We start from the raw sequence: 21,347 nt of genomic DNA, 5'->3' as shown, positions 1-21,347 counted from the left end.
AATGATTTATTATGAGGAGGAAAATAATATGAAATTTTGGCAGAGATTCAACAAAAACACTTTTAGAGGAATAGCTGCGGCTCTGGTTGTGGCTGCTGCGGTCATGGGCGGTACAGATGCAGCTTTGGCAGCCGGTGAGCCTGTAACAGAGGAACAGACAAAGATAATCAGCGCGTCGCTGCTGCAGGCAGGTGGTACAGTATTTCCTATCGGTAATGATAATGCGGCTTATGCCAGATATTTTACCGGACAGAGCTTTCTTTTTCCAATGGCTAACGATACTGTAAGTGTGTCTAACGTGACTTTTGCTCCGTCCTGTATCAATAACTGGCATACTCACAGCGGTTCGTGTCAGGTCCTGGTCGGGGTATCAGGCCGTGGATATTATCAGATCTGGGGACAGGATCCGGTAGAAATGAAAGCCGGTGAAAGTGTGACGATCCCGGAAGGGACTAAACACTGGCATGGCGCTGCCGGCAACAGCTGGTTCCAGCATCTGTCGATTATGAGCAAGGGTGCAGGTACTACCTGGCTGGAGCCTGTTGACCAGAATGTTTACAGTCAGCTTAAATAAATATACGAAAATGAGTTAAGCATAGTACAGTAATAAAAAACTCAGACTTTCATAATTTATGGAAGTCTGAGTTTTTGCAGTTATATATAATTCAGCAACGAAAAATAAACAGTGATCAGCCTAATTTACGTTCTACCATTTTAACGAGGACCGCAGTACCGCTGGGCAGAGCTTCTTTGTTCAGCTGCATATCCTGATGATGCAGGCCCGGAGCTGCAGCTGCGCCGACACCGAAGTAAGCAGCTTTGATATGGGGATATTTATTAACAAAGTAGTGGAAATCTTCACCGCCGGGGTTAACGAGTTCTTTTGCGAGTTTTTCTTCGCCTACTACCTCGACGATACATTCTGCAACTTCTGCAGTCAGTTCGTCATCGTATTCAGCAGCGGGGATCACACCGCCGGGAGTAGTGACTTCGGCAGTAGCCCCAAGAGCAGCGGCAGCATTGGTAACTGCACGGCGCAGTTTTTCCAGCAGTTCGGTCATAGCTTCGTTGGTTTGTGCGCGGGCATCGACGATCATTTCAACTTTATCAGGAATGATATTGGGGGCTACGCCGCCTTTGATGCCGGTAACTTTACAGGACCAGGGGATGATAGGATTGATTTTAATAGCCGTAATCGCATTGATAGCGACAGCGGCTGCCTCGATTGCGTTGACACCCAGGTGCGGACGTGCGCCGTGACTGGATAAACCGTTGATAACGACGTTAACGAAGGTGCTGGAAGCATGGCGCACTGCTGGCGACATTTCGCCGTAGGCAATGTCCTGTACAGGACGGATGTGCAGACCAAGAGCGATATCGACGTCTTCAATTACGCCGGCATCAATAACTGCCAAAGCGCCTTTTAAGGTTTCTTCACCCTGTTGGAACAGGATGCGCAGGGTGCCGCGTTTAACCTTGCCTACCAGATCGGAGGCAGCGGCTAAAAGCATGGCGGAATGGGCGTCGTGGCCGCAGGCATGAATATTTTTCTTTTCGCCGTCGATCAGAAAGGGCAGTGCGTCCATATCGGCACGCAGCATCATTACAGGTCCGGGCTCTGAGCCTTTGATTTCGCCGATAACGCCGGTACCGCCGATGTTACGGGTAACTTTGTAGCCCATTGCTTCTAATTTATCTGCCAGATAGGCAGAGGTTTTAAACTCTTCAAAACCAAGTTCAGGAATTTGATGTAAGTCGTCATAAATATTACGCGGATCTAATTTGTTCATAATGCATCGTTCCTTTGTTTTCAAAAATTAAAGCGGGCTTTAAAAACGCTTTAAAATAATTATAGCATCAACATGCCTAAGAAGCAAAAAAGGCACAGCAAAAGCTGTGCCTTTAAATATAAAGATTTATTTACCGAGGATGATTGAAGTCAGAGTGATGGGATCGACATATTTGCCGTCTTTATAGACGCGCATGTTACCGCTGGCGATTTCGTCGATCAGAATTACTTCGTCGTTGTTGTAACCAAATTCAAATTTGATATCGTATAGATCCAGACCCATTTTTGCCAGGTCTGCAGCAACGATTTTAGTGATTTTAAGGGTTTGTTCCTTCATACTGTTGAACATTTCCTGGCTCATGATGCCGAGAGCCGCCAAACCTTCAGAAGTGATCAGAGGATCGCCTTTAGCGTCGTCTTTTAAAGTAGCTTCAACGTAGCCGCCTTCGAGAACAGTGCCGTCAGCAATGTAGTCACCGTAACGACGGATGAAGCTGCCGGTTGCTTTCAAGCGGCAGATGACTTCAAGGCCTTTACCGAATACTTTAGCAGGCAGGACTTCCATAGTGGCGTTATCGATATCTGCGCTGACATAGTGGGTTTTTACACCTTCTTTTTTGAGGATCTCGAAAAAGTGGATCGAAGTCTCAAGATTTGCTTTGCCGATACCTTCGATAGTCAGCCCGACGGTATTCTCACCGGGATCAAAAACACCGTCTTTGCCGGTGCAGTCATCTTTGAATTTTAAGAGTACATTGCCGTTTTCCAGGGAATATACTGTTTTAGTTTTGCCTTCGTAAATTTTCTCCATTGGTAACAACCCTTTCACTTTTTAAAGTATTGGAACTGTTCTAATATTATATAATATTTGTCCTTGCAGTTGCAATAGAAGAAAATGTGAATTTTCTTTAATTTGACAGGCAATAGCTAATGTGATATTTTGAAGTCAAAGAAAACAGACAGGCGGTGGCAATAATGATCAATATTTCGATACCTGCGATCTGGATCGCATTTTTTGGAGCCTTGTTTGGGGCGATGCTGGGTGTGGCTTTGTCCTTCTGGATCATTAAGAGAGAGGTACAGCGGGAAGTAAGACGGATCGAAAACGAATATAAATTTCTTTTGGTACAGGGGCTGGTCGGCGGTGTGATGAAATATTTTTTTAAAGACGAAGAAACAACGGTCTGTAAAGAAGATGCAAAACAATCGGCAGAACAGTGATTATAATAAAACAGACCTCGGACATAAATATGCCGAGGTCTGTTTTATTATGGGAAGGGCTTAACAGATTTATGAATTTTAACAAAATAAATGCTTGTAATATTGATAATATGGAATAAATTAATTAATAAATTCAAATAGGAGATAGCACACAGTTGAAATTAACAAAAATGTTTTGTATGATGTATTTAAGCAGTAATACAAAATAATTTAAGGAAGTGAATCGAATGAAATTGAAAAATGTTTTTTCATTACTGGCAGCTTTAGTAGTTTTATGTGTAGGCGCTATGGCTGTGGCGGCCCCTGCTCCCAGTCAGCTTGGGCAAAGCAGGGCGGCGATCGAAGTTGCTAAAGCAGAAATTCCGGCAAACTGTAATCTGATTGGTTATACAACTAAAGGTGATGAAAGCCGTATTACTTTTCAAGACCCTGACACTTTGGAATATTATTATGTGAAGGTTGCAACGGCTACTTCCAAAATCAAAGAGATAGAAGTCAAGGGTGCAACATTTGTCAAAGGCAGCACTATTATCAACAAAACTCCGGCAGATATCGAGCGCTTTGTTATGGCTGAATACCCGGATGCCCGCAATATTGTTGTAACTATGGACAAAGAAGGCAATAATTCCTACTATGAAGCCGAATTTACTACCCTTAAATTTAAGGGGGAATTAAAGTTTAATCCTGCCACCGGCGTTATTTTTGAGCGTGAGCTGGATTATTATTGAGGATTCAGGTATCATGGAATAAAAACAGGCCCTGTATGCAGGGCCTGTTTTTTTAGTGTTAACTGTTCAGCAATAAGTGCGCCAAAGATAACTGAGCGGCATTACGATAAATAAAGCCGGCAGCGTATTGGCGACACGGAAGTCTTTCAATTCACAGATACGAAAGCCGGTAATAATAGCTAAAATGCCACCGCAGGCCATAAAATCACCAATCATCAGAGGATCTGTAAGCGGCATGATGAAGCCGGCGAGGATGCTGAAAAAAAGAAACTGGGGGATTGCGATACAGGCGATCATAGGACCCATATGAGCAGCAAAAGCAAATGCTGCAAAAATGTCCATAACAGATTTTGTTAAAAGAACAGTGCTGTCGCCATTTACGCCTTCACCAATCGCGCCGAGAATTCCTGTACTGCCGGTACAGAACAGCATCAGCAGGCCGACGAAACGGCTGATATAAGCATCATTATCTGCTGCCGCAGTATTGGTGATACGTTCGATAAGTGTTTTAAGCCTAAGCGAAGCGAAATTGATCTGGTCTTCGATTCGAAGTGCTTCGCCGATGATAGTACCCAAGATCAGAGCTAATGTAACTGCCGGCATAGATTTTATATTTTGCAGCAGAATGATGCCGATGATGATGGAGCAGTAACCGAATAACCCATAAAGCGATTCACGCATTTTGACTGGCAGCAGTCTTCCGAAAAAACTGCCGAGCAGGCCGCCGATAAGTACGCAGGCTGAATTGACGATGATTCCAATAGACATTTTTTTACCTCCTTGCAAAAAATCGCATCATTATAACATTTCGTTTGCAACAATGCAAATCGTATAGGGGGTATTTTTAAGAAGTATCTAAATAGAAAAATATCTGGTAATATTAGAGAAATTATATTTTCACAAGTAATAAAATAAACCGTTTTCTAGATTAGAAAACGGTTTATTTTATTTGTACTTCTATTTTGTAAATATATTCGCTGATTTCATCAGTAAGCCAAAAGTTTTTTATTGATGTGATATAAATATCGGATATAGGAACGAGCATATTATGCTTGCAGTATTCTGACAGAGTGTTGATATACTTGTCATAATTGTTCATGTAGATACCTTTGAAATAAAGGGTAAGGTAAGTTCCTTTTGATTTTATGGAACATTTCGGATAATCGGTTTTAGTGAAAACAGGACAGAAATAATATTTGATATGACGAGGTTTTTTTTGATCTAAAAGTGAATTTTTATCTACAACATAACCAAAAGTATGATTGTTAAGGGGAATATGTTCAGCAAGATTTATAAACAGACTGGCGGATATTTTTGTTCTGTCTTTAAAGTTCATTTTGGGAGAGACTGGTTTACTTAAATATAAAAATTCATTGTCTGTTCGAACTGTTAGTACATCATTAAATTTAATGTTTTCCAATTGGTTAAGAATAAGGAGGGAATGATGCAGTTCATTTTTTGTTTTAATTATCTTTTTGAGTAATTTTTCAAGAAATATTTCACGATCAGACATAATATTTCTGTAATTAGTATAGGATTTGTTAGATAAATAAGTTTTGATTTCTGCTAAAGGAATATCCAGTTTACGCATCGTCAAAATCAATTCTAGTGCAAATAATTGAGTGCGTTTGTAATAACGATAACCATTTTCTTCAATAACTTCAGGCGTTATAAGACCTAAACTGTCGTAATAAAGCAAAGTTTTTCGAGGTATTTTGCAAAGCTTGGCTAACTCACCTGTTGTAAAATAATTATCAATTGGTTCTTTCATAAAATAATTATCTCCCTATTGACTGTCTAGTAGCTATACATAGTAATATATCATATATGATATTATAACATATAATTATTAATATAAAATAGAATATAATATCATAAAATATAAAAAGTGAATAATGATGTTATCAGGTGACGCAGGTCTTAATAGAGAAGCTGGGTGTAAAGCCCACACGATCCCGTCGCTGTAAAAGTGAGCAAATCCATATTTATGTCACTGGAGTTATCCGGGAAGGCTTGGAGGAGCGATGAACTTGAGTCAGAAGAACTGCCTGATGATTAATTTACTGCTGCGTGAGACAGTTTGGTAATGGAACAGCTTTTATCTAGCTATTTAATACCCTGTGCGTCTTATGCACAGGGTATTTTCTGATTCTAATAAAAGTTATTATGCATATATCTATTAGGTTAATGCATAAAATATTTTAGTAATATACAAAAAATAGGAAAGGGAGTTGAGTATGTTGAAAAAGGGTATGGGTAAAAGTATACTGATGACAGTACTTATAACTGGCAATGTCATTTGGGGGGGCACAGTAGTATACGCCGAAGAGGGGCTGCAGCAATTTAATCTGGATCAGATGGTTGTTACAGCAACCAGAACTATGAAAGAACTACAGGAGGTACCTTCCAGCGTCAGTGTTGTCACCTCACAGGATATAGAAGAAAGAAATATTAATTCTGTACCTGAAGCTCTGCAGACTCTGCCGGGCGTCTATATGAACCAAGCAGCACAGGGAGGGATTCAGATCAGGGGCTTCAGCTCCAGTGATATTTTGGTTTTGCTGGATGGGCTTCCGATGAATACTACTTATAATAACGGTATGGAATGGGAAATGGTACCTGTGGAAAAAATAGCCAGAATTGAAGTTGTAAGGGGAGCAGGCTCTTCTTTATATGGCGGTAGGGCTGTGGGCGCGGTTGTCAATATTATCACTAAGGATAATCCTGAAAAAAAAGGAGCCAGTGTAAATGCTGTAGTCAGCTATGGCAGTAATAATACCTGGAAAAAAGCTTTATACGCAGATGCAAGAGTGAATAAAAAATTATCTTTCGGCGTAGGTTATGAAAACAGAAAATCAGATGGATATAGGGGTTATTATTATACTGGTAGCGCTTCCAAAGGCAGTGGAGGGATTAAGCCTGACCACGAATTGCCGCAGCTCAGTAACGGCAAATATGTTTTAGGCGGACGCGGAGAAAAGGTTTGGGAAAATGAAAACATTTCCGCTAATGTGAAATATGATTTTGATGAAGACAGATCTTTAAAATATACTTTTATCCATACGGAAAGTGAGTATCGCTACCAAAATCCGTGGACGACAATTTATAAAGACGGTAAGCCCGTATTTAGTGGCAGTGTTGATGTTGGTAATGGACAGATAGTGAAGCCAAGCATTGGAACATATCTTGGTTATGACGGGCGGAAAGAATCCGATTTACATACATTGTCATATAATGACAATAAAAATAAATTCAGTGCCAACTTTGGGTACCTGGATATGAAAAGTAATGGCTATAGCAGTTCCAGCAGTCCAAAATCTATAGACTGGAACGGTGCCGGTACTGATTCTTTCTATCCCGGTGAAACCTATAATTTTGATGTACAAAAAGCGTGGGATAATGTAGGCAAACATTCTATTCTAGTAGGAGGCAGTTTTAAACAGGAGAGCTTTGATCAGCTGCGTAAATATCTTAGCAACTGGCGCGATCATGATTCTGTTATCAGCGGACTTGGCGATAACGGTGTTTATGAAAACCATGGCGGTAAAGCGCGGAACATAGCTTTATTTGTGCAGGATGAATATCAGATCAGCGATCCGATGACGATGTATTTAGGCGTACGTTATGATCATTTTACAAAAATGGACGGTAAAAGCAGATATTATGATAAAAATACCGGTGCTTTAACACGTTCTTTGGACTATGATGAAGTCAGTTATAGTGAATTCAGCCCGAAAATAGCATTTGATTATAAAGCTGATGAAAAGACTAATTACTATGTTTCTTATGGACATTCTTTTAATCCGCCGCCTTTGTATCAGGTCTATCGTGACGGCGGTGGCAGTATGGGCGGTGTAGTGGCTAATCCTGATCTTGATCCGGAGACCTCAAATACTTTTGAGATTGGCATGAAGAAGAAATTGTCGCGGCAGACTAATCTGGGGATCTCTTTATATCAGGTGAAAACAGATGATAAAATCCTTTATACGACCCATTATCAGCCTGGAACAACAACAGCAGAATATAAAAAATATGAAAACTACGGTACGGAAAAACGCCGCGGTGTAGAATTTACGGTCGACCATAAATTTAACGATAACTGGGGCACATATTTTAATTATGCATGGCAGCAGGGGAAAGTGAAACAAAATGCGGTGGCGGGAACTAACCTGAAAGATGCTGACAGCGCAGACTATGGCATTCCTAAACATCTGCTGCATGCCGGCGTCAATTATAATAAGGATAAGTTCAACGCTATACTGGATTGTCAGTATGTGAGCGCTCGTCAGGCTCCTGATGATGTGACAGGAGAGTATGGGGCGGAAGACGCGTATTTTATCGTTAATACTGCCTTTAATTATGAAATTGCTAAAGATACGATTTTACAATTCGGTATTAACAACCTGTTTGATAAAGAATTTTATGCCAGCGAAGCAACTTCCGGCAGGACATATAACGTAGGCCTGCGTTATAGCTTTTAAGTAAATAAAATCAGGGCAGGGATTTTCCCTGTCCTGAAAATTCATGGAAGTGGAGATAAAAATGGGGTTTAAATATCAGCGGCTTTTGGGGTATTTTTTAGGTTTTATTTTATTCTATGCTCCTTTTGCGCTATTTCAAAAAATAATATTTTTTGCTTTTACGGGCAAGTGGCAGCAGCTGACCATTCATAGCCTTTGTTTTCGCATTCAGACAGAGCATTTACTGGATGGAAAGTTGCTGCTGATGTCGCTTCCTTTTATTGCTTGTATCGTGATCTTGCTGATAGTTACTTTGTTTTTTGGTCCTGTATTTTGCGGCAGATTATGTCCTGCCGGAGCTTTTACCGAGTATTTAAGCAAAGTCATACCATCAAGGCTGCAGATAAGCTGGCGTACTTATACCGAGATCGTTCCGTTTCGTTATGGCATGCTGGCCGGGTTTGTGATATTGCCATTTTTTGATAGTCTGCTGGCATGTGCATATTGCAATTTCTTTCTATTTGATTTGTTTGTTAACTATTTCGTTTTTGGGTATTTTATTTCTTTGAGCTCCAGTATGATTCTGACGTTGTTTTTGTGGGCAGGTCTGTTTGGTATCTTTACTAAAGGCGGCCGCGGATTTTGCAATTTTTTGTGCCCTGTAGGAGCGGTACAGAATTTGTTGTATTCTTTCAGCAGCAGGCTGCCATTCGTTTATCGGTTGATTATAGACCGCCAAAAATGTATTGGCTGTAAAAGCTGCAGCCTTGCCTGTCCTATGGAAGCGATGGTGATAGAAGAGCGGAAAGCTGTGAATTGCGTACATAATTGTATCCTGTGTGGGGTCTGTATCAGTAAATGTCCGGAAAAGGCGATCAGATACGGGAGGAAAGATGATGAGGAATAAAGTAATTACTTTTTGTGCAGCTATGGGTATACCGATTTCTTCTTGGGGCAGCACCTTTGGCTGCACCGGTATTTGTGGCAGCTGCCAGTTAAGCTGTTTGCCGGGAGCGGCGGCTGTCGTTATTTTATCTGTTAAAATTTTTTCTAAGAAGATAGCTGAAAAAAGGCGGGCCAGGTATGAATAAACAGCTTGGGAAAAAAATACTTCTGGTGTTGGCTGCTGTTATGGTAATGATCTTACTCAGCAGTTTCAAAATGCAGAATGAAGGCGACAGGAGCTTTAAAAAAATAGTTTTGAATAAAAATAAAAGTGTTGAATATACTGTTGACGTAGGGAAAATGGGTCTGCTTAAATACTGGCTGGAGCCGAATGTTTTTTCCGTTGCTTTGCGTTGTCAGACGGAGGACGATACCTTGAAACTGCGTTGTGAAACAGAAGGCGTGGATGCTATAATTTCACAAGGCTCTAAAAAAGGGATTTGGAAAAAGTTAAAATCTGAAGATGTTTTAGTAAAACGCAGTAAAAATACAGTGCCAATAAATTTAGAAATCGCTGTACCTTCAAAAAATATTTATAGAAGAAATGTGCAGGAAGGTAAAATAAAAATTTGGAATCAGGACGAGCTTTATTCTGTAATAAATTTGAAGATCGTAAATTCCAGATATCAGTGACAGAGTAAAAGTTTGCTGTAATGGTAAGCTTATTTTTTATTTAGAAAAATTATAAGTGTACTCAAAGAAATAAAAAAGCCGCAGAACTAAGTTCTGCGGCAAAATATTTTATGGAGCGGGAGACGAGATTCGAACTCGCGACACGCGGCTTGGGAAGCCGCTGCTCTACCACTGAGCTACACCCGCATGATTACTAAAATATTATAGCACAACCCCAGAACCATTGCAACTGTGAAGGTTCTGGGGTTGTTTTAATAAAGCTGATTATTGACATAGTTATATTAAAAGCAACTTTGTCATCATTTATCAAAGTCATAGCTGACATCTTTAATAGTTTTGGAAACGGTGACCCTGTTTAAACCTGATAATAAAGCAATCTGTTCGTGTGTCAGATAAAAATTGCCTAAGTTGTGGTGCGCCAGTTTTAACGAATATTCAATACGTTCTTTACTGGTATCAAAAACGAGATTGGTCAAATGATTGATGATACGGTAAAAACGGGAAGATAAATGATGGATAATGATTATGTTGAGAGACAAATGTTTTTGGATTAAAGTATCAAAAATAGTTTTTGAAACCAGACAGCCTGAAACATCTGTCAATGGCAGGATTAAAATATGATCTTGAGGAGATTCTGCGTTAAAGTTTAAAATTCCTAACAAATCGCCGGGCCTTAAAATATCAACACCAATTTGTTTACCTTGATTATTTTGACGAATTGTCATGAAACTGCCTGATTCGATGATAAGAATCTGTTTATTATTAAAATAAAAGAGTTGTTCTTCTTTGGCATTTAAATTAAACCATATTCTGTTTTTGAATATTTCCTCTCTGACTTCGGTAGAAAGCTTTGTACAAAACTTATTGGTACAATTTTGACAGGTAGATTGGAATTTTTTCATAAGAATCGCCTCCTTTCTGTCCTTATATTAACTATAACATTGAGAAAAATATAATTCTATATGTTTTGGAGCAGATAATAAATTTGTAGCATAGGCTACAAACAGTATGTAATGTTAATGACAGAATTTTTATAAACAATTGATTATACTGAAATCAGAAAGGAGGACAGTTAATATAAGCAAAATGGAAGGAGGTTCTTTATATGGATAATGAGTTTTTGCAAACTATAGTAGCATTACTACCATTTGTTATTTTACTGCTGGGCTTTTTAGTTTTTAAGATGAATGCTTTACGTTTGAGCCTTTATGTATGGCTTTTGGAAATCTTTGCAGTTGTTGTATTTTTTCATATGCCAGTACAAAAAACGTTGACCGCGTCTGTATGGGGGAATATAACCATTTGGAATGGATTTCTTGTTTTGTGGACGGGACAGATTTTTGGACAATGTTTTAGAAGTACAGGTGCTTTGAATATGCTGTTGAATACCTTAGATCAGGTTTTGCCAAGTAAAACGGGAAAAGCTGTGACATTATGTTCAGTAGTAGGAGGTTATTTAGGAGCCTTCAATGGGTTTGCCACTTACCCTGTTACTATACCAGGACTGGTCAGACAGGGTATTGACGGTTTTCGTGCGGCTGTTGGCTATTTGGTTTATTTTTCCTGGAGTATAGCGTTCGTAAGTTTGTTTATTGCTGCTACAATTGCCAGCAGCGTTACAAAATTACCTATTGAAGGAATCGTCCAGACTATGGGTTTATTGACACTGCCGATGATAATTGTTTCTGTAGTAGGTTTTTTTAAGATTCTTGATTTTGATTTAAAAAACAGTGATAACCGCAATATAGCCTGTTTAACTATAGCAGCAAATATGTCTGCTGTTATTCTGTTTACTCAGATATTTCCTCGATTATATATTTTGACTTTGATTGCTGCGGCAACATTAAGTTTTTTATTTTTATGGCTGTACAGTAAAAAAGGTGCGACTTACAGCAATACTTCCAATGATAAGGAGATTATTTCTAAAAAGTTAGCGTTTAAAGCTTTCTTACCATTGATCGTTGGTTCTATTATCGTAATAATATTTTCTTATCCGTTGAAAGCTATTATGGCTAAAACTGCATTTAAATTGTCGTTATGGGGATATGCACCTGTCAGTATTAATTTGATCAATACTCCTGGTACATATATTTTGATTACGGCTTTACTGTGTTATGTTTTTGCGATAAAGAAAACCAGTACCTTTACAGCAGATTTTATTATTGCTTCTAAAAGAGGACTGCCCTCGTTGATCACCTTATTTTTAGGAGGGGCAATGGTAAATCTTATGCTGGATACAGGACAGATTACATTACTTGCACGCCATATGACGCAATGGGGCAGTTCGGTTTATGGTCTGTTGTTGTCTGGATTGGGTTTTTTGGCAGGGATGGCTTTTGGACAGGGCATACCGGCTTGTGCGATGTTTTCGAAAATGCAGATGGCATCTTCTGAAATGTTGCATGTGAATGCTTCTGTTTTAGTCGGACTGGCTGCGATGATTACGATGGGGCCGGCAAATCCGTTGAAGCCATCATTGCTGCAATTTACGTCTTCTTTAGCGAATATTACCAATAGAGATAGCGATATGTTTAATCTGGCTTTTAAATGGCAATTAATACAGTTGTTTATTATTTGTGTAATGTCCCTGTTTATTATTTGATGATTGAAAGGAGTTGAGTTTATAATGGCATTTTATGATTTAAGAGATTTTTTGGAGAGCTGCCGCAAGGAAAATGATTTGATTGAGGTAGATCGGTATGTTGACGTTAATTTAGAAATGGGCAAGGCCTTGAAAAAAAGCTATGCAAATAATGGACCGGTAATTATTTTCAGGAATAACGGTACTGATTATCCAGCAGTAGGAGGAGTTTTTGGTAATAGAAAAAAAGCATTGAGAGCTTTGAATGCACAAAATAATACGGTACTTTCCTGGTTTGCAGAAACAATTGACAGACCAATAGCACCTGTTATGGTAAAAAGCGCTCCGTGTCAGGAGATTATTATTGAAGGTGAAGATGTTGATCTTGGAAAATTTCCTATTCCGAAATTTTCTGAGTTGGATGGAGGGCCATATTTAACTGCTGGTATCAGTATTTCCAAAGATCCTGAAACTGGAATTGCTGATCTTGGACATTACAGGTTTCAAGCTATAGGTAAAGATTATTTTGGCTTTATGGCGCAGCCGTTTCACAGACTTGGGAAAAACTGTAATAAAGCAAAAGCTTTAGGTATGAAAAAATTTGAGATGGCATTGGTTGTTGGGACTGATCCTGTCCTTGCATATACCTGTCAGGTCCAGAATGTCCCTGATACTACGGATGATTGGAGTTTAGCTGGGGCCCTCCGGGGACAACCGGTAGAACTGGTAAAATGCAGGACTATTGACGTTGAGGTTCCTGCTACAGCAGAATTTGTTTTTGAATTGGAGATTGATTTTGAAACTGAGGTCAGTGAGGGTCCTTTGGGTGAATATACTGGATATATGACGCCTGCCAGCGAAAGACCTATCGCAAGGGTAAAAGCTATAACTCATCGTAAAGATCCCTATTTTCAGGTGCTTCTTACAGGAAAGCCTGTTACGGAAAACCATATTTTAAAAAACATTCCTTTAGAAGCATCGTTCTATAATGCGATGAAAAAACAATTCCCTACTATTACTGATGTGGCGGTAACTCCATCTGGTGGAGTTCAGTTGTATGCTGTAATCGCAATGAAGCAAAGATATGCCAATGAGGCTCGGCACGTGATTTTATCAGCAATGTCCAGTAATGTAAGACCTAAATGGATTGTGGTTGTTGATCCTGACATTAATGTTCATGATTCTGCTGAAGTAGAATGGGCTTTGTCATTTCGCGTAGACCCTGGAAGAGATGTTATTTTGGTAAATAACGTTCCTTCTGCACCATTAGATCCTTCTTCACACGGCGATAGTTTACAGGAAAAAACGAACTCTACCATTGGTATAGATGCGACAATGCCTTTTGGTAAATTATATGCTACTGTTGCCGAAGTTGCCGGATGGGAAGATTATTCTTTTCCTGAAATAAGTAGTGAAAGATAATTGACGCTAAAAACAGGTCGGCAGCAATTTCTACTGCTGACCTGTTCTGTTTAGAAAGAAGGTGCTGTATGAAGTGGAATAATTTATCTCTGCACAAAATAAAATGGATATGTTCATTTATCGTTGTTTTGTTGCCATTTTTCTGCTCTATCAGCAATGTTTTTCAGAAATATTTAGCCGTGACTTTATGGGCGATTATGATGTGGATGTTTGAATTGCTGCCAGAGGAAATTGTTGCAATAATGCTCCCGGGCCTATATATACTGTTTGATATAACAAATTATGCAACTGCATTTTCTGCATGGACAACCAGTACTCCCTGGATAACTTTGGGAGGTTTGATGATAGGTGGGATGATTGTAAAATCTGGCTTGGTATTACGCATAGCTTATAAGTCACTGCTTTTGACCAAAGGAAGTTTAAAAGGGATTGTTTGGGGGATAGTACTTACATGCACGATTTTTACGCCATTAATACCTTCTATTATGGCTAAGGTTGCTTTATTGGTACCAGTTGTCATAGGTATTTGCAAGGTGCTGAAGGTTGAGGCAAAAAGTGCGACAGCATCAGCTTTGATGCTGGTAGTGTTTTTCGCTTTATGGTCTCCTAAAATGGCGTTTATGACAGCATCTACTGACAGTATACTAACGGCGGGGATTTTAGAGCAATACCTGGGGGTGAAAATAACATGGTTAGCTTGGGCTAAGGATATGTTCATTCCTGGGATATTATGGATGCTGATATCAATACCTTTAATTTATATTCTGAGACCACAGCATTTGAATTTAAATAAAGAATATTTAAAAATTGAATATAGGAAATTGGGAAAGATAACTATCGATGAAAAAAAGACTGTGACATTGATCACGGCATTACTGATATTATTGATTTTTTCTTCGTGGCATAAATTGCCTGAAGGAGTACTTATGTTGGGAATAGGGTGCTTGGGCTTTTTTCCTGGGATAGGGCTGCTCAAATCAGATGACTTCAGCAAAATACAATTTAAAGTAGTATTTTTTTTAGCTGGAGCTGTAACTATTGGAGCTGTTGCATCTAGTATCGGCATTACAGAAAGTGTAATAAATTTTGTGCAACCGTATTTTGAACAAATGAACAGCTACGAGCTGGTAATGAGCATCTATATTTTTTCTATATTAGCTAATTTTTTACTTAATCCACTGGCATTAATTGCAACTTTGATGATCCCTATAGCTAATTTATGCAGTAATTTAGGATATTCCGCTACTATAGGCGGATATTCTATGATCATGGGATTTAACCAGGCATTGTTTCCTTATGAGATAGCACCGTTAATGCTAGTATATGGATTTGGTTATCTGAAGCTTACGCATCTAATCAAAGTTATGGTGTTCAGAGTTGTAGCAGGTATTATATTTATGACAGTTGTTACATATCCTTACTGGCTGTACATAGGTTTATTGGATAAATGAGGAGAGTGAGATTATGAGGCTGGTGATAGGTATTTCGGGTGCCAGCGGTGTTTGGCTTGGTTATAAGTTGCTGCAAATTTTAAAAAGTTACACTGATATAGAAACGCATTTGGTAATAACAGAAGGTGCTATAAAAAATTTTGCATTGGAAACTACGCTGGATATTGCTGAGGTTTTAAAGTTAGCGGATTTTTCTTATGCCAATAATAACTTGGGAGCACTTATTGCAAGTGGATCATTTACTACAGATGGAATGGTAATTGTCCCTTGCAGCATGAAAACTTTAGCCGGTATCGTCCATGGCTATGCTGAAAATTTGCTGCTGCGGAGTGCGGATGTGTGTTTAAAAGAACATCGTAAGGTAGTATTAGTTCCAAGAGAAATGCCTCTGGGCAAGATTCATCTGCAAAATCTAGTTAAGGCAGCAGAACTTAATTGTGTTATTATACCGCCGCTGTTAACCTTTTATAATCAAGACATTACTGTTGAACAGCAGATAAATCACATATTAGGTAAAATTTTAATGCAATTTGGACTTAACTATGAGAAATTCATTCCTTGGAAGGGGTGTGAATAAAGTGGTTATAAAATGTGGCTACGGTAGCGGGAAATATAGAATTATCAGTAACTGTTTTTTATGTGGGGAGGATTTAAATGTTTCTGTAGTTGGTGGAAGTAAAGGTCATATAGGGGCATGTGCAATAGCGTTTCTTTTAGGAAAAAATATAGAAGCAAACCTTACCGTCATAGACAGGCATAAAGAAGGGGCGTTAGCTGAGGATACAGCTAAGAAATTGACTTCTTTATTCTCTTGTGTTGCTACAGTAAGTGTTGGGATACATATTGATAATGCAGAGAAGGAAGAAATTGAATTATTGGTAAGAAACTTTGAACAATGCATAAAAATTCTTATAAAAAAGCTGAGAAAGATAATTTAGGGAGGGATAAAAATGAAAAAATCAGAATAGGTATTTTAGCAGTCTTGTTGACGGGAATTACTGGATTAGCAGCAGCGAATAATCCGTTTACGGATGTTCCTGAAGGACATTGGGCTTATAATTCCATTAATAAGCTTGTTGATGCTGGTATTATTGAAGGTTATAATAATGGACATTATGGCGGTGATAGACTGATTACACGCTATGAAATGGCACAGATTGTTGCTAAAGCGATGGCAAAAGGGGCAGATGTAGACCGACTGGCTGCTGAATTTGCAGAAGAACTTGATAATTTAGGCATTCGTGTGAGTAATCTGGAGGAACAGTCTGATAATGTAAAAATCACAGGTGAGATTAGGATTGCTGATTATGCTTTCAAAAATAGCAAAAGTAGAAGTCATGATGAACTGCGGACGCGATTATTCATAAACGGAAAGATCAATGATCAGTGGGAATATGGCGCAATGTTGGAAAACACGCAGAATTTTAGGAACGATAGTGGTGATGAAAATACTTTATTTAAACGTGCTTATGTGCATGGAAACTTAAATGGCGTAAAGATAACAGCAGGCCGACAGTTTTTTAAGTCTGGTTATGGCTTCTATGCGGTCGCTACTAATATCAAAGCATTGAAAGTAGATGTCGGAAACGTTTTGAAAGCCAGTGCTTTTGTAGGCCAGTTTGCCAATATGGTTACGACTAAGGAAAGCAATGAGAAATTATACGGCCTTCATTTAGCTTATCCTGTAAATAAAAAAATATTTGCACAGGCGGCTTACTATCACCCAGAAGCAATTTATGACGGGAATACAGTTGCTTACCAAAAAAATGATGTTTATACAGTAGGGTTAGGGTATAAATTTGATAAGAGTACTATTTTGTATGCGGAATATTTAAAAGCAGATAAACCTGTATTACCTGAACAGGGTTACAGTAAAGCTGGTTGGGCGGCAAGATTGGATTATAAAGGCGCAAAATATAATAATCCAGGCTCATGGGGAACTTATGTGGCTTATTATGATCAGCCGGCAGCTACTATTTATGATCATACAAGCGATATGGATGTTAATAAAATGTATGATACGAGAACAAATAGGGAGTTGGTAACTGGTTATGCAGGTATAAAGGGATATGAAATAGGGGTCAATTATACTGTTGCTCGTAATGTTATGGCGGCTTTTAACTATTTTGACTACCAGGGTGCTGATAATAATAATATTAAGGATAGAATGATGTGGACACAGTTATATTATATTTTTTGATTTAAAGTATGATAGGAAAAGGCTCTTCGCGATTATTGCGAAGAGCCTTTTTTATAAAAACAACAAAGTAGTTTTTGGATATTTATGGATTTTGCTGTTCAAAGTCAATGTTTTTCTGCTGCAGACGCTTTTTCACACTGTCAGATAATATGTAGGCTATAACCGAAGCAACAGGCACGCTGACGATGATGCCTAAAACACCGTAAAGACTGCCGCCGACAGTAATTGCTGCCAAAACCCAGATCTCGGATAAACCAACAGATTTGCCGACGATTTTAGGATAAAGGATATCGCCTTCGATACGCTGCAGTACGAAGAAGAAAAGAATAAACAGCCAGATTTTGCCGGGGGCGGCGAGCCCAATAAGAATAAGACCTAAAAGGGCGCTGATGATAGTGCCGATGATCGGGATAATAGCCAGAAAGCCAACGATGACCGAAATTGACAGAGCATAGGGCAGCCCTAAAAGCAGCATCCCGGCGAGGCATAATAATCCCAGGCAGAAAGCTTCGAGCAGCTGACCGCCGATGTAACCGGAGAAAATAGTATGAGCGGCACTGCCTAGATCAAGCAGGTAAGCCGCGCGTTTACCGCTGCAGAATGCTAAAATCATATTACGGGTTTGCCGGGAGATTGTTTCTTTATTCAGCAACAGGTAAACCGCAAAAACGACGCCGATAACAATATTGCTGACCAGTGAGATCAGGGATGTCGTGATATTTAATGTATTATAGAATAAAGTTGTTTTATTATTTTCCCAGTAGCTGTCTACAGCACGCAGCAGTTCTGACCATTGCGATTGCAGGTAATCCAGTGTGTCAGGCGAAAGGGCAAGTTCGGACCATCTTTCTTTAAGGGAGACGGTCAGTTCGGCAGATGCTTTAGGCAGTGTTTTTACGATCATATTAAAGCTTTGGTGCAGATCGGGGCCAATTTTGAGCCCGCCGATCAGAACGATGCCAATAATAAGAGTCAGGGTGAAGATCAGACAGACCGGACGTTTGATTTTTTGGGGCCAGTCTGAAGAAAAGCGTGCAAACAGTTTTTGCCAGAGGCGTTCGATATGCACCAAAGGAACATTGACGATAAATGCCAGGCAGCCGCCGATGATAAAAGGCATGATTAAATTGCAGAAGAAGCCGAGCAGGGCCAGCGCCGCTTCATAACGCCAGAGGACCCAGATAAAGATAATGACTGCCAGCAACGGCAGGAATCGTTGACGTTCCATTGTTTTTGCTCCCGTATAATATTTATAAACTGCTTTTATTTTATCACATAACCGGCAGGCTATAAAGGGCATTTGTCTTAGTATTGTGAACATTTGGCAAAGTTTCGAGCCTGGTGAGAATACATACCCTTGTGGTATAATAGCACTACGAGTTTAAAAAAGTTGGTGAAAAAATGATAGTTATCAGCAAAGCGATTTTGCATATTATGGATTTTAATTCAGGGGCTACCATCTATTCTGGTGCAGAGCTGGATATGGGCGCGCCTGGTACTTATGATTTTCTGGCGGGGCATATCGATAAATTATTCAAGGACGCGTCGGCTAAAACGGGTCAGTTCCTGCCTGAGAGCATTTTCAGTCAAACGGCATCAAATTATTTGGATGAGCATATCACTTTCTCTGATTTCAGCGCCGGCATCTGCAAGGATCTGGATACCTGCCTTACAGATGCTGGTGAGACAGATATAGTCGATGTCGTAGTTTGCGATTTTACGATCGAAACGGAGCGTTATTTGGGAGTGATGCTTTATGGCAGCCGGCCCGCGTATACCCATCAGGTAGTCAACGATGGCACTGCCGTACGCAATGAGATCATTCGCCACTATGCAATCCTGCCTAATCCGGTGCAGAAGGTCAATACCTTTGCTTTAGTTAATGTTGCCAGCGGCGAGCTGCGTTTTGCTGATAAAAAACGCAGTATAGGCGGAGAAGATGTCTATATTTTGCCGCAGCGTATTTTGCAGTGCAGCACTAACACCTCAACGAGGGAAACAGTGAAGCTGGTAACGGAAATGGCAGGACAGATCGCTGAAAACTACGGGTACAGCAGCACAGAAGCCGTTGCTAAGGTCAAAAGCTATCTGGCGGAAACAGCTGAAACTGACAGTAAACTGGAAACAGCAGCGTTGGTAAAAGAGGTGTTTTCTGATTCAGAGGTTCTGCAGCAGGAGCTGCAAAAAGGCCTGGAAGAAGCGAAGCTTCCTGAGCAGGTACCGGTTGATAAAAATTATGCTCTGCGCATGAGTAAGTCAATGAAGATCAAAACCGATACTGGGATCGAGATCATCGTGCCGGCTGAATGCCTGGAAAATAACGATTATATCGAATTTGTCAGCAACCCTGATGGAAAGATTTCTATTTCTATAAAAAATATAGGTAAAATCTTGAACAGATAAAAAAACCAGTCCATATGGACTGGTTTTTCTTATAACAGTTATGCTTTGGTTTCTGTTTTTTCAGTTTCAGCAGCTTCTGCTTCGGCAGGAGTATCCACAACTTCAGCAGTTTCTGCTTTGGTTTCGTCGACTGTCTCTGTCAGAGGAGCAGCTTCTTCTTCAACGGGTTCCGGTTCATGGACCGGCATTTTACCGCCGCATTCGCCGCAGAATTTTGAGTTGAGCGTCACCTGAGCGCCACAGGACGGGCAGGATGTTTTCGGTTCTTCTCCGGCAAAGGCAGTTGCTTTGATTTTGGCAATAGCGACTTTGTGTTCATCGATTTTGGTCAAAGCTTCACTGATAGCAGTGCAGTGTTCCTTGAATTCTTCAGGTATTTCTTCGCCTGCTTCAAATTTAGCCCACAGGATCTCACCGATTTTTTTGTGGGTATCGCTGATTTTACTGCGTTCTTTATTGACTTGAGAGTTCAGGCGCTGGATTTCGAGGGCAGCTTCTGCTTTCTCACCAAGAGTTTTAGTGAGTTCTTCAGTTTTTTCAGCGGCGGATTTAACTATTTCGCCAAGTTTGTTTAAAAGTGCCATGATATTTGCCTCCTGATACATAAATTTTTGTTGTTCATATTTATTATAGCATAGAAAGCGTGCAGATAATATATTTACGATAATATTGAAGCCCGGTTTTTAAATAAAAAAATTCTTAGGATACTTTCTTAAATACCTGTAATCGTGATACAATGCAAAGAGAGTCAGCAAGAAAAGAGATGAGCAGAATGAAAATAAAAATCGATGTTTTTGGTTTGAAAAAATGGTACAAGCAGCTGCTTGACGAAAATTTTTATAAATTTTTGATCTCACTGGGTCTTTTGGCCAGCGCACCCGTGATCGCCAGTGTATTATTTGATTATATAGTTATTTACGGCAATGGCCGCTTCAAGGCAGGTCTGCTGTTGGGCATCGTTCTGCTGCTGCTGTTCTTGTTATTGAGTTTTATCAGTATTGCGATCTGGGCGGCAATCAACAGTAATACTACGGGTCAGCGGCGTATGATGCTTATTATCAGCGCCTATCTGATGATTTGGCTGGCCTTCGGCAATTTATATTATTTTTTCAGCGACACCGAAAATTTTGTGGCTACTAATACGACCAGTGTCGAAGGATTGGTGAAGGAGTGGGACGGCGATATGCATGTTACTGAACTGCAGGAAAGTACAGTTTTGCGTAATGTTCCGCATTTTTGGGAGTTGGTGCCGCATAAGGACAGTGGCGGCAACGAACAATTGCTGCCGCGTACTGTTAATCGTCTGAATGGATATCTTGATTGCCTGTATTTCAGCGGCGTCAGTATCTTGACTATCGGTTACGGTGATATTGTGCCGGAGTCGCGGTTTTTAAAAATGCTGGTTTTGCTGGAGGGTTTTTTAGGGCAGTTTATTAATGTTGTAGCGATTGGCTTGTGGCTGTCAGGCGTTAAGGGCAGCGAAGATCTGAAAAAACAATAATTACAGCTGGTGA

22 protein-coding genes, 1 tRNA gene and 1 riboswitch are annotated in these 21,347 nt (G+C 39.7%); of the genes, 15 read left to right on the top strand and 8 right to left on the bottom strand.

The annotated features are described in order from the left end of the window. Positions 1-28 precede the first annotated feature (28 nt). Positions 29-574, top strand: coding sequence for a cupin domain-containing protein (locus C8D73_RS08185; protein ID WP_021717724.1), 546 nt, complete (start codon positions 29-31; stop codon positions 572-574). A gap of 115 nt (positions 575-689) precedes the next feature. Here C8D73_RS08185 and C8D73_RS08180 read toward each other — a convergent pair whose 3' ends face one another. After that, the gene (locus C8D73_RS08180) at positions 690-1,790 is read right to left on the bottom strand and encodes an amidohydrolase (protein ID WP_113077875.1); all 1,101 of its coding nucleotides are present in this window, start codon (positions 1,788-1,790) and stop codon (positions 690-692) included. Positions 1,791-1,916: 126 nt separating this feature from the next. Beyond that, on the bottom strand, positions 1,917-2,600 hold the full coding sequence (locus tag C8D73_RS08175; RefSeq protein ID WP_021717722.1) for a phosphoribosylaminoimidazolesuccinocarboxamide synthase: 684 nt from the start codon (positions 2,598-2,600) through the stop codon (positions 1,917-1,919). A 164-nt stretch (positions 2,601-2,764) separates the two neighbouring features. Between C8D73_RS08175 and C8D73_RS08170 the strand changes: the two genes are divergently transcribed. Further along, complete coding sequence (locus tag C8D73_RS08170; protein WP_021717721.1) at positions 2,765-3,010, top strand: hypothetical protein; 246 nt, start codon at positions 2,765-2,767, stop codon at positions 3,008-3,010. A gap of 227 nt (positions 3,011-3,237) precedes the next feature. Then, positions 3,238-3,738, top strand: a complete 501-nt coding sequence (locus C8D73_RS08165) for a hypothetical protein (RefSeq protein ID WP_021717720.1) — start codon at positions 3,238-3,240, stop codon at positions 3,736-3,738. Positions 3,739-3,804: 66 nt separating this feature from the next. Here C8D73_RS08165 and C8D73_RS08160 read toward each other — a convergent pair whose 3' ends face one another. Together C8D73_RS08160 and C8D73_RS08155 are read right to left on the bottom strand one after the other, a co-directional pair. Next, a complete protein-coding gene (locus C8D73_RS08160; RefSeq protein WP_113077874.1) occupies positions 3,805-4,506 on the bottom strand; it encodes a DUF554 domain-containing protein in 702 nt (233 codons plus the stop codon). Positions 4,507-4,678: 172 nt separating this feature from the next. Continuing rightward, positions 4,679-5,509: a MerR family transcriptional regulator gene (locus tag C8D73_RS08155; RefSeq protein WP_113077873.1), complete on the bottom strand. Its 831-nt coding sequence runs from the start codon at positions 5,507-5,509 to the stop codon at positions 4,679-4,681. A gap of 118 nt (positions 5,510-5,627) precedes the next feature. Further along, positions 5,628-5,804: riboswitch (cobalamin riboswitch) on the top strand. Positions 5,805-5,975: 171 nt separating this feature from the next. Between C8D73_RS08155 and C8D73_RS08150 the strand changes: the two genes are divergently transcribed. From C8D73_RS08150 to C8D73_RS08135, 4 genes are all read left to right on the top strand, one after another. Then, entirely contained in the window at positions 5,976-8,219 is a 2,244-nt protein-coding gene (locus C8D73_RS08150; protein ID WP_170123193.1) for a TonB-dependent receptor, read from the top strand. A gap of 61 nt (positions 8,220-8,280) precedes the next feature. Continuing rightward, positions 8,281-9,105: a 4Fe-4S binding protein gene (locus C8D73_RS08145; RefSeq protein ID WP_021717716.1), complete on the top strand. Its 825-nt coding sequence runs from the start codon at positions 8,281-8,283 to the stop codon at positions 9,103-9,105. Beyond that, positions 9,092-9,289 (top strand): hypothetical protein, encoded by a 198-nt coding sequence (locus C8D73_RS08140; RefSeq protein ID WP_227202832.1) that lies wholly within the window; start codon positions 9,092-9,094, stop codon positions 9,287-9,289. Before C8D73_RS08145 ends, C8D73_RS08140 begins: the two co-directional genes overlap by 14 nt. After that, a complete protein-coding gene (locus C8D73_RS08135) occupies positions 9,282-9,776 on the top strand; it encodes a hypothetical protein (protein ID WP_021717714.1) in 495 nt (164 codons plus the stop codon). Before C8D73_RS08140 ends, C8D73_RS08135 begins: the two co-directional genes overlap by 8 nt. Positions 9,777-9,887: 111 nt before the next feature. On the opposite strand, the gene C8D73_RS08130 is transcribed toward C8D73_RS08135, so the two are convergent. Then, positions 9,888-9,962, bottom strand: a tRNA-Gly gene (locus C8D73_RS08130). 113 nt (positions 9,963-10,075) lie between these two features. Beyond that, positions 10,076-10,678 carry a Crp/Fnr family transcriptional regulator gene (locus C8D73_RS08125; RefSeq protein ID WP_021719128.1) on the bottom strand — a complete coding sequence of 201 codons (603 nt, stop codon included), beginning with the start codon at positions 10,676-10,678 and terminating at the stop codon, positions 10,076-10,078. A gap of 203 nt (positions 10,679-10,881) precedes the next feature. Here C8D73_RS08125 and C8D73_RS08120 point away from each other — a divergent pair, with 203 nt between their 5' ends. The 6 genes from C8D73_RS08120 (at position 10,882) to C8D73_RS08095 (ending at position 17,430) form a co-directional block, all read left to right on the top strand. Beyond that, a complete protein-coding gene (locus C8D73_RS08120) occupies positions 10,882-12,378 on the top strand; it encodes an L-lactate permease (protein ID WP_113077872.1) in 1,497 nt (498 codons plus the stop codon). A gap of 24 nt (positions 12,379-12,402) precedes the next feature. Continuing rightward, positions 12,403-13,779 carry a UbiD family decarboxylase gene (locus C8D73_RS08115; RefSeq protein ID WP_113077871.1) on the top strand — a complete coding sequence of 459 codons (1,377 nt, stop codon included), beginning with the start codon at positions 12,403-12,405 and terminating at the stop codon, positions 13,777-13,779. Between the two features lie 68 nt (positions 13,780-13,847). After that, positions 13,848-15,230: an SLC13 family permease gene (locus tag C8D73_RS08110; RefSeq protein ID WP_113077870.1), complete on the top strand. Its 1,383-nt coding sequence runs from the start codon at positions 13,848-13,850 to the stop codon at positions 15,228-15,230. A 13-nt stretch (positions 15,231-15,243) separates the two neighbouring features. Beyond that, on the top strand, positions 15,244-15,807 hold the full coding sequence (locus C8D73_RS08105; RefSeq protein ID WP_021719124.1) for a UbiX family flavin prenyltransferase: 564 nt from the start codon (positions 15,244-15,246) through the stop codon (positions 15,805-15,807). After that, positions 15,800-16,168 carry a prenylated flavin chaperone LpdD gene (gene lpdD / locus C8D73_RS08100; protein ID WP_125668836.1) on the top strand — a complete coding sequence of 123 codons (369 nt, stop codon included), beginning with the start codon at positions 15,800-15,802 and terminating at the stop codon, positions 16,166-16,168. Before C8D73_RS08105 ends, lpdD begins: the two co-directional genes overlap by 8 nt. Beyond that, entirely contained in the window at positions 16,126-17,430 is a 1,305-nt protein-coding gene (locus tag C8D73_RS08095) for an S-layer homology domain-containing protein (protein ID WP_113077868.1), read from the top strand. The genes lpdD and C8D73_RS08095 overlap by 43 nt, the downstream gene beginning before the upstream one ends. Before the next feature lie 82 nt (positions 17,431-17,512). Here C8D73_RS08095 and C8D73_RS08090 read toward each other — a convergent pair whose 3' ends face one another. Next, the gene (locus C8D73_RS08090; protein ID WP_170123192.1) at positions 17,513-18,658 is read right to left on the bottom strand and encodes an AI-2E family transporter; all 1,146 of its coding nucleotides are present in this window, start codon (positions 18,656-18,658) and stop codon (positions 17,513-17,515) included. 173 nt (positions 18,659-18,831) lie between these two features. Here C8D73_RS08090 and C8D73_RS08085 point away from each other — a divergent pair, with 173 nt between their 5' ends. Further along, a complete protein-coding gene (locus tag C8D73_RS08085) occupies positions 18,832-19,833 on the top strand; it encodes a nucleoid-associated protein (RefSeq protein ID WP_113077866.1) in 1,002 nt (333 codons plus the stop codon). A 38-nt stretch (positions 19,834-19,871) separates the two neighbouring features. Here C8D73_RS08085 and C8D73_RS08080 read toward each other — a convergent pair whose 3' ends face one another. Then, entirely contained in the window at positions 19,872-20,417 is a 546-nt protein-coding gene (locus C8D73_RS08080; RefSeq protein ID WP_021719119.1) for a zinc ribbon domain-containing protein, read from the bottom strand. A gap of 188 nt (positions 20,418-20,605) precedes the next feature. Between C8D73_RS08080 and C8D73_RS08075 the strand changes: the two genes are divergently transcribed. Next, positions 20,606-21,334, top strand: coding sequence for a potassium channel family protein (locus tag C8D73_RS08075; protein ID WP_170123191.1), 729 nt, complete (start codon positions 20,606-20,608; stop codon positions 21,332-21,334). Positions 21,335-21,347 lie beyond the last annotated feature (13 nt).

The organism is Phascolarctobacterium faecium DSM 14760, from assembly GCF_003269275.1.
Classification (GTDB): Bacteria; Bacillota; Negativicutes; order Acidaminococcales; family Acidaminococcaceae; genus Phascolarctobacterium; species Phascolarctobacterium faecium.
The sequence above is the reverse complement of the archived record's forward strand: the minus strand, read 5'-3'. Positions and strand labels throughout refer to the sequence as shown.

Coding starts and splice junctions, on each gene's coding strand:
- C8D73_RS08185 (WP_021717724.1), top strand. CDS start 29: ATGAAATTTTGGCAGAGATTCAACAAAAACACTTTTAGAGGAATAGCT.
- C8D73_RS08180 (WP_113077875.1), bottom strand. CDS start 1,790: ATGAACAAATTAGATCCGCGTAATATTTATGACGACTTACATCAAATT.
- C8D73_RS08175 (WP_021717722.1), bottom strand. CDS start 2,600: ATGGAGAAAATTTACGAAGGCAAAACTAAAACAGTATATTCCCTGGAA.
- C8D73_RS08170 (WP_021717721.1), top strand. CDS start 2,765: ATGATCAATATTTCGATACCTGCGATCTGGATCGCATTTTTTGGAGCC.
- C8D73_RS08165 (WP_021717720.1), top strand. CDS start 3,238: ATGAAATTGAAAAATGTTTTTTCATTACTGGCAGCTTTAGTAGTTTTA.
- C8D73_RS08160 (WP_113077874.1), bottom strand. CDS start 4,506: ATGTCTATTGGAATCATCGTCAATTCAGCCTGCGTACTTATCGGCGGC.
- C8D73_RS08155 (WP_113077873.1), bottom strand. CDS start 5,509: ATGAAAGAACCAATTGATAATTATTTTACAACAGGTGAGTTAGCCAAG.
- C8D73_RS08150 (WP_170123193.1), top strand. CDS start 5,976: ATGTTGAAAAAGGGTATGGGTAAAAGTATACTGATGACAGTACTTATA.
- C8D73_RS08145 (WP_021717716.1), top strand. CDS start 8,281: ATGGGGTTTAAATATCAGCGGCTTTTGGGGTATTTTTTAGGTTTTATT.
- C8D73_RS08140 (WP_227202832.1), top strand. CDS start 9,092: ATGATGAGGAATAAAGTAATTACTTTTTGTGCAGCTATGGGTATACCG.
- C8D73_RS08135 (WP_021717714.1), top strand. CDS start 9,282: ATGAATAAACAGCTTGGGAAAAAAATACTTCTGGTGTTGGCTGCTGTT.
- C8D73_RS08125 (WP_021719128.1), bottom strand. CDS start 10,678: ATGAAAAAATTCCAATCTACCTGTCAAAATTGTACCAATAAGTTTTGT.
- C8D73_RS08120 (WP_113077872.1), top strand. CDS start 10,882: ATGGATAATGAGTTTTTGCAAACTATAGTAGCATTACTACCATTTGTT.
- C8D73_RS08115 (WP_113077871.1), top strand. CDS start 12,403: ATGGCATTTTATGATTTAAGAGATTTTTTGGAGAGCTGCCGCAAGGAA.
- C8D73_RS08110 (WP_113077870.1), top strand. CDS start 13,848: ATGAAGTGGAATAATTTATCTCTGCACAAAATAAAATGGATATGTTCA.
- C8D73_RS08105 (WP_021719124.1), top strand. CDS start 15,244: ATGAGGCTGGTGATAGGTATTTCGGGTGCCAGCGGTGTTTGGCTTGGT.
- C8D73_RS08095 (WP_113077868.1), top strand. CDS start 16,126: ATGCATAAAAATTCTTATAAAAAAGCTGAGAAAGATAATTTAGGGAGG.
- C8D73_RS08090 (WP_170123192.1), bottom strand. CDS start 18,658: ATGGAACGTCAACGATTCCTGCCGTTGCTGGCAGTCATTATCTTTATC.
- C8D73_RS08085 (WP_113077866.1), top strand. CDS start 18,832: ATGATAGTTATCAGCAAAGCGATTTTGCATATTATGGATTTTAATTCA.
- C8D73_RS08080 (WP_021719119.1), bottom strand. CDS start 20,417: ATGGCACTTTTAAACAAACTTGGCGAAATAGTTAAATCCGCCGCTGAA.
- C8D73_RS08075 (WP_170123191.1), top strand. CDS start 20,606: ATGAAAATAAAAATCGATGTTTTTGGTTTGAAAAAATGGTACAAGCAG.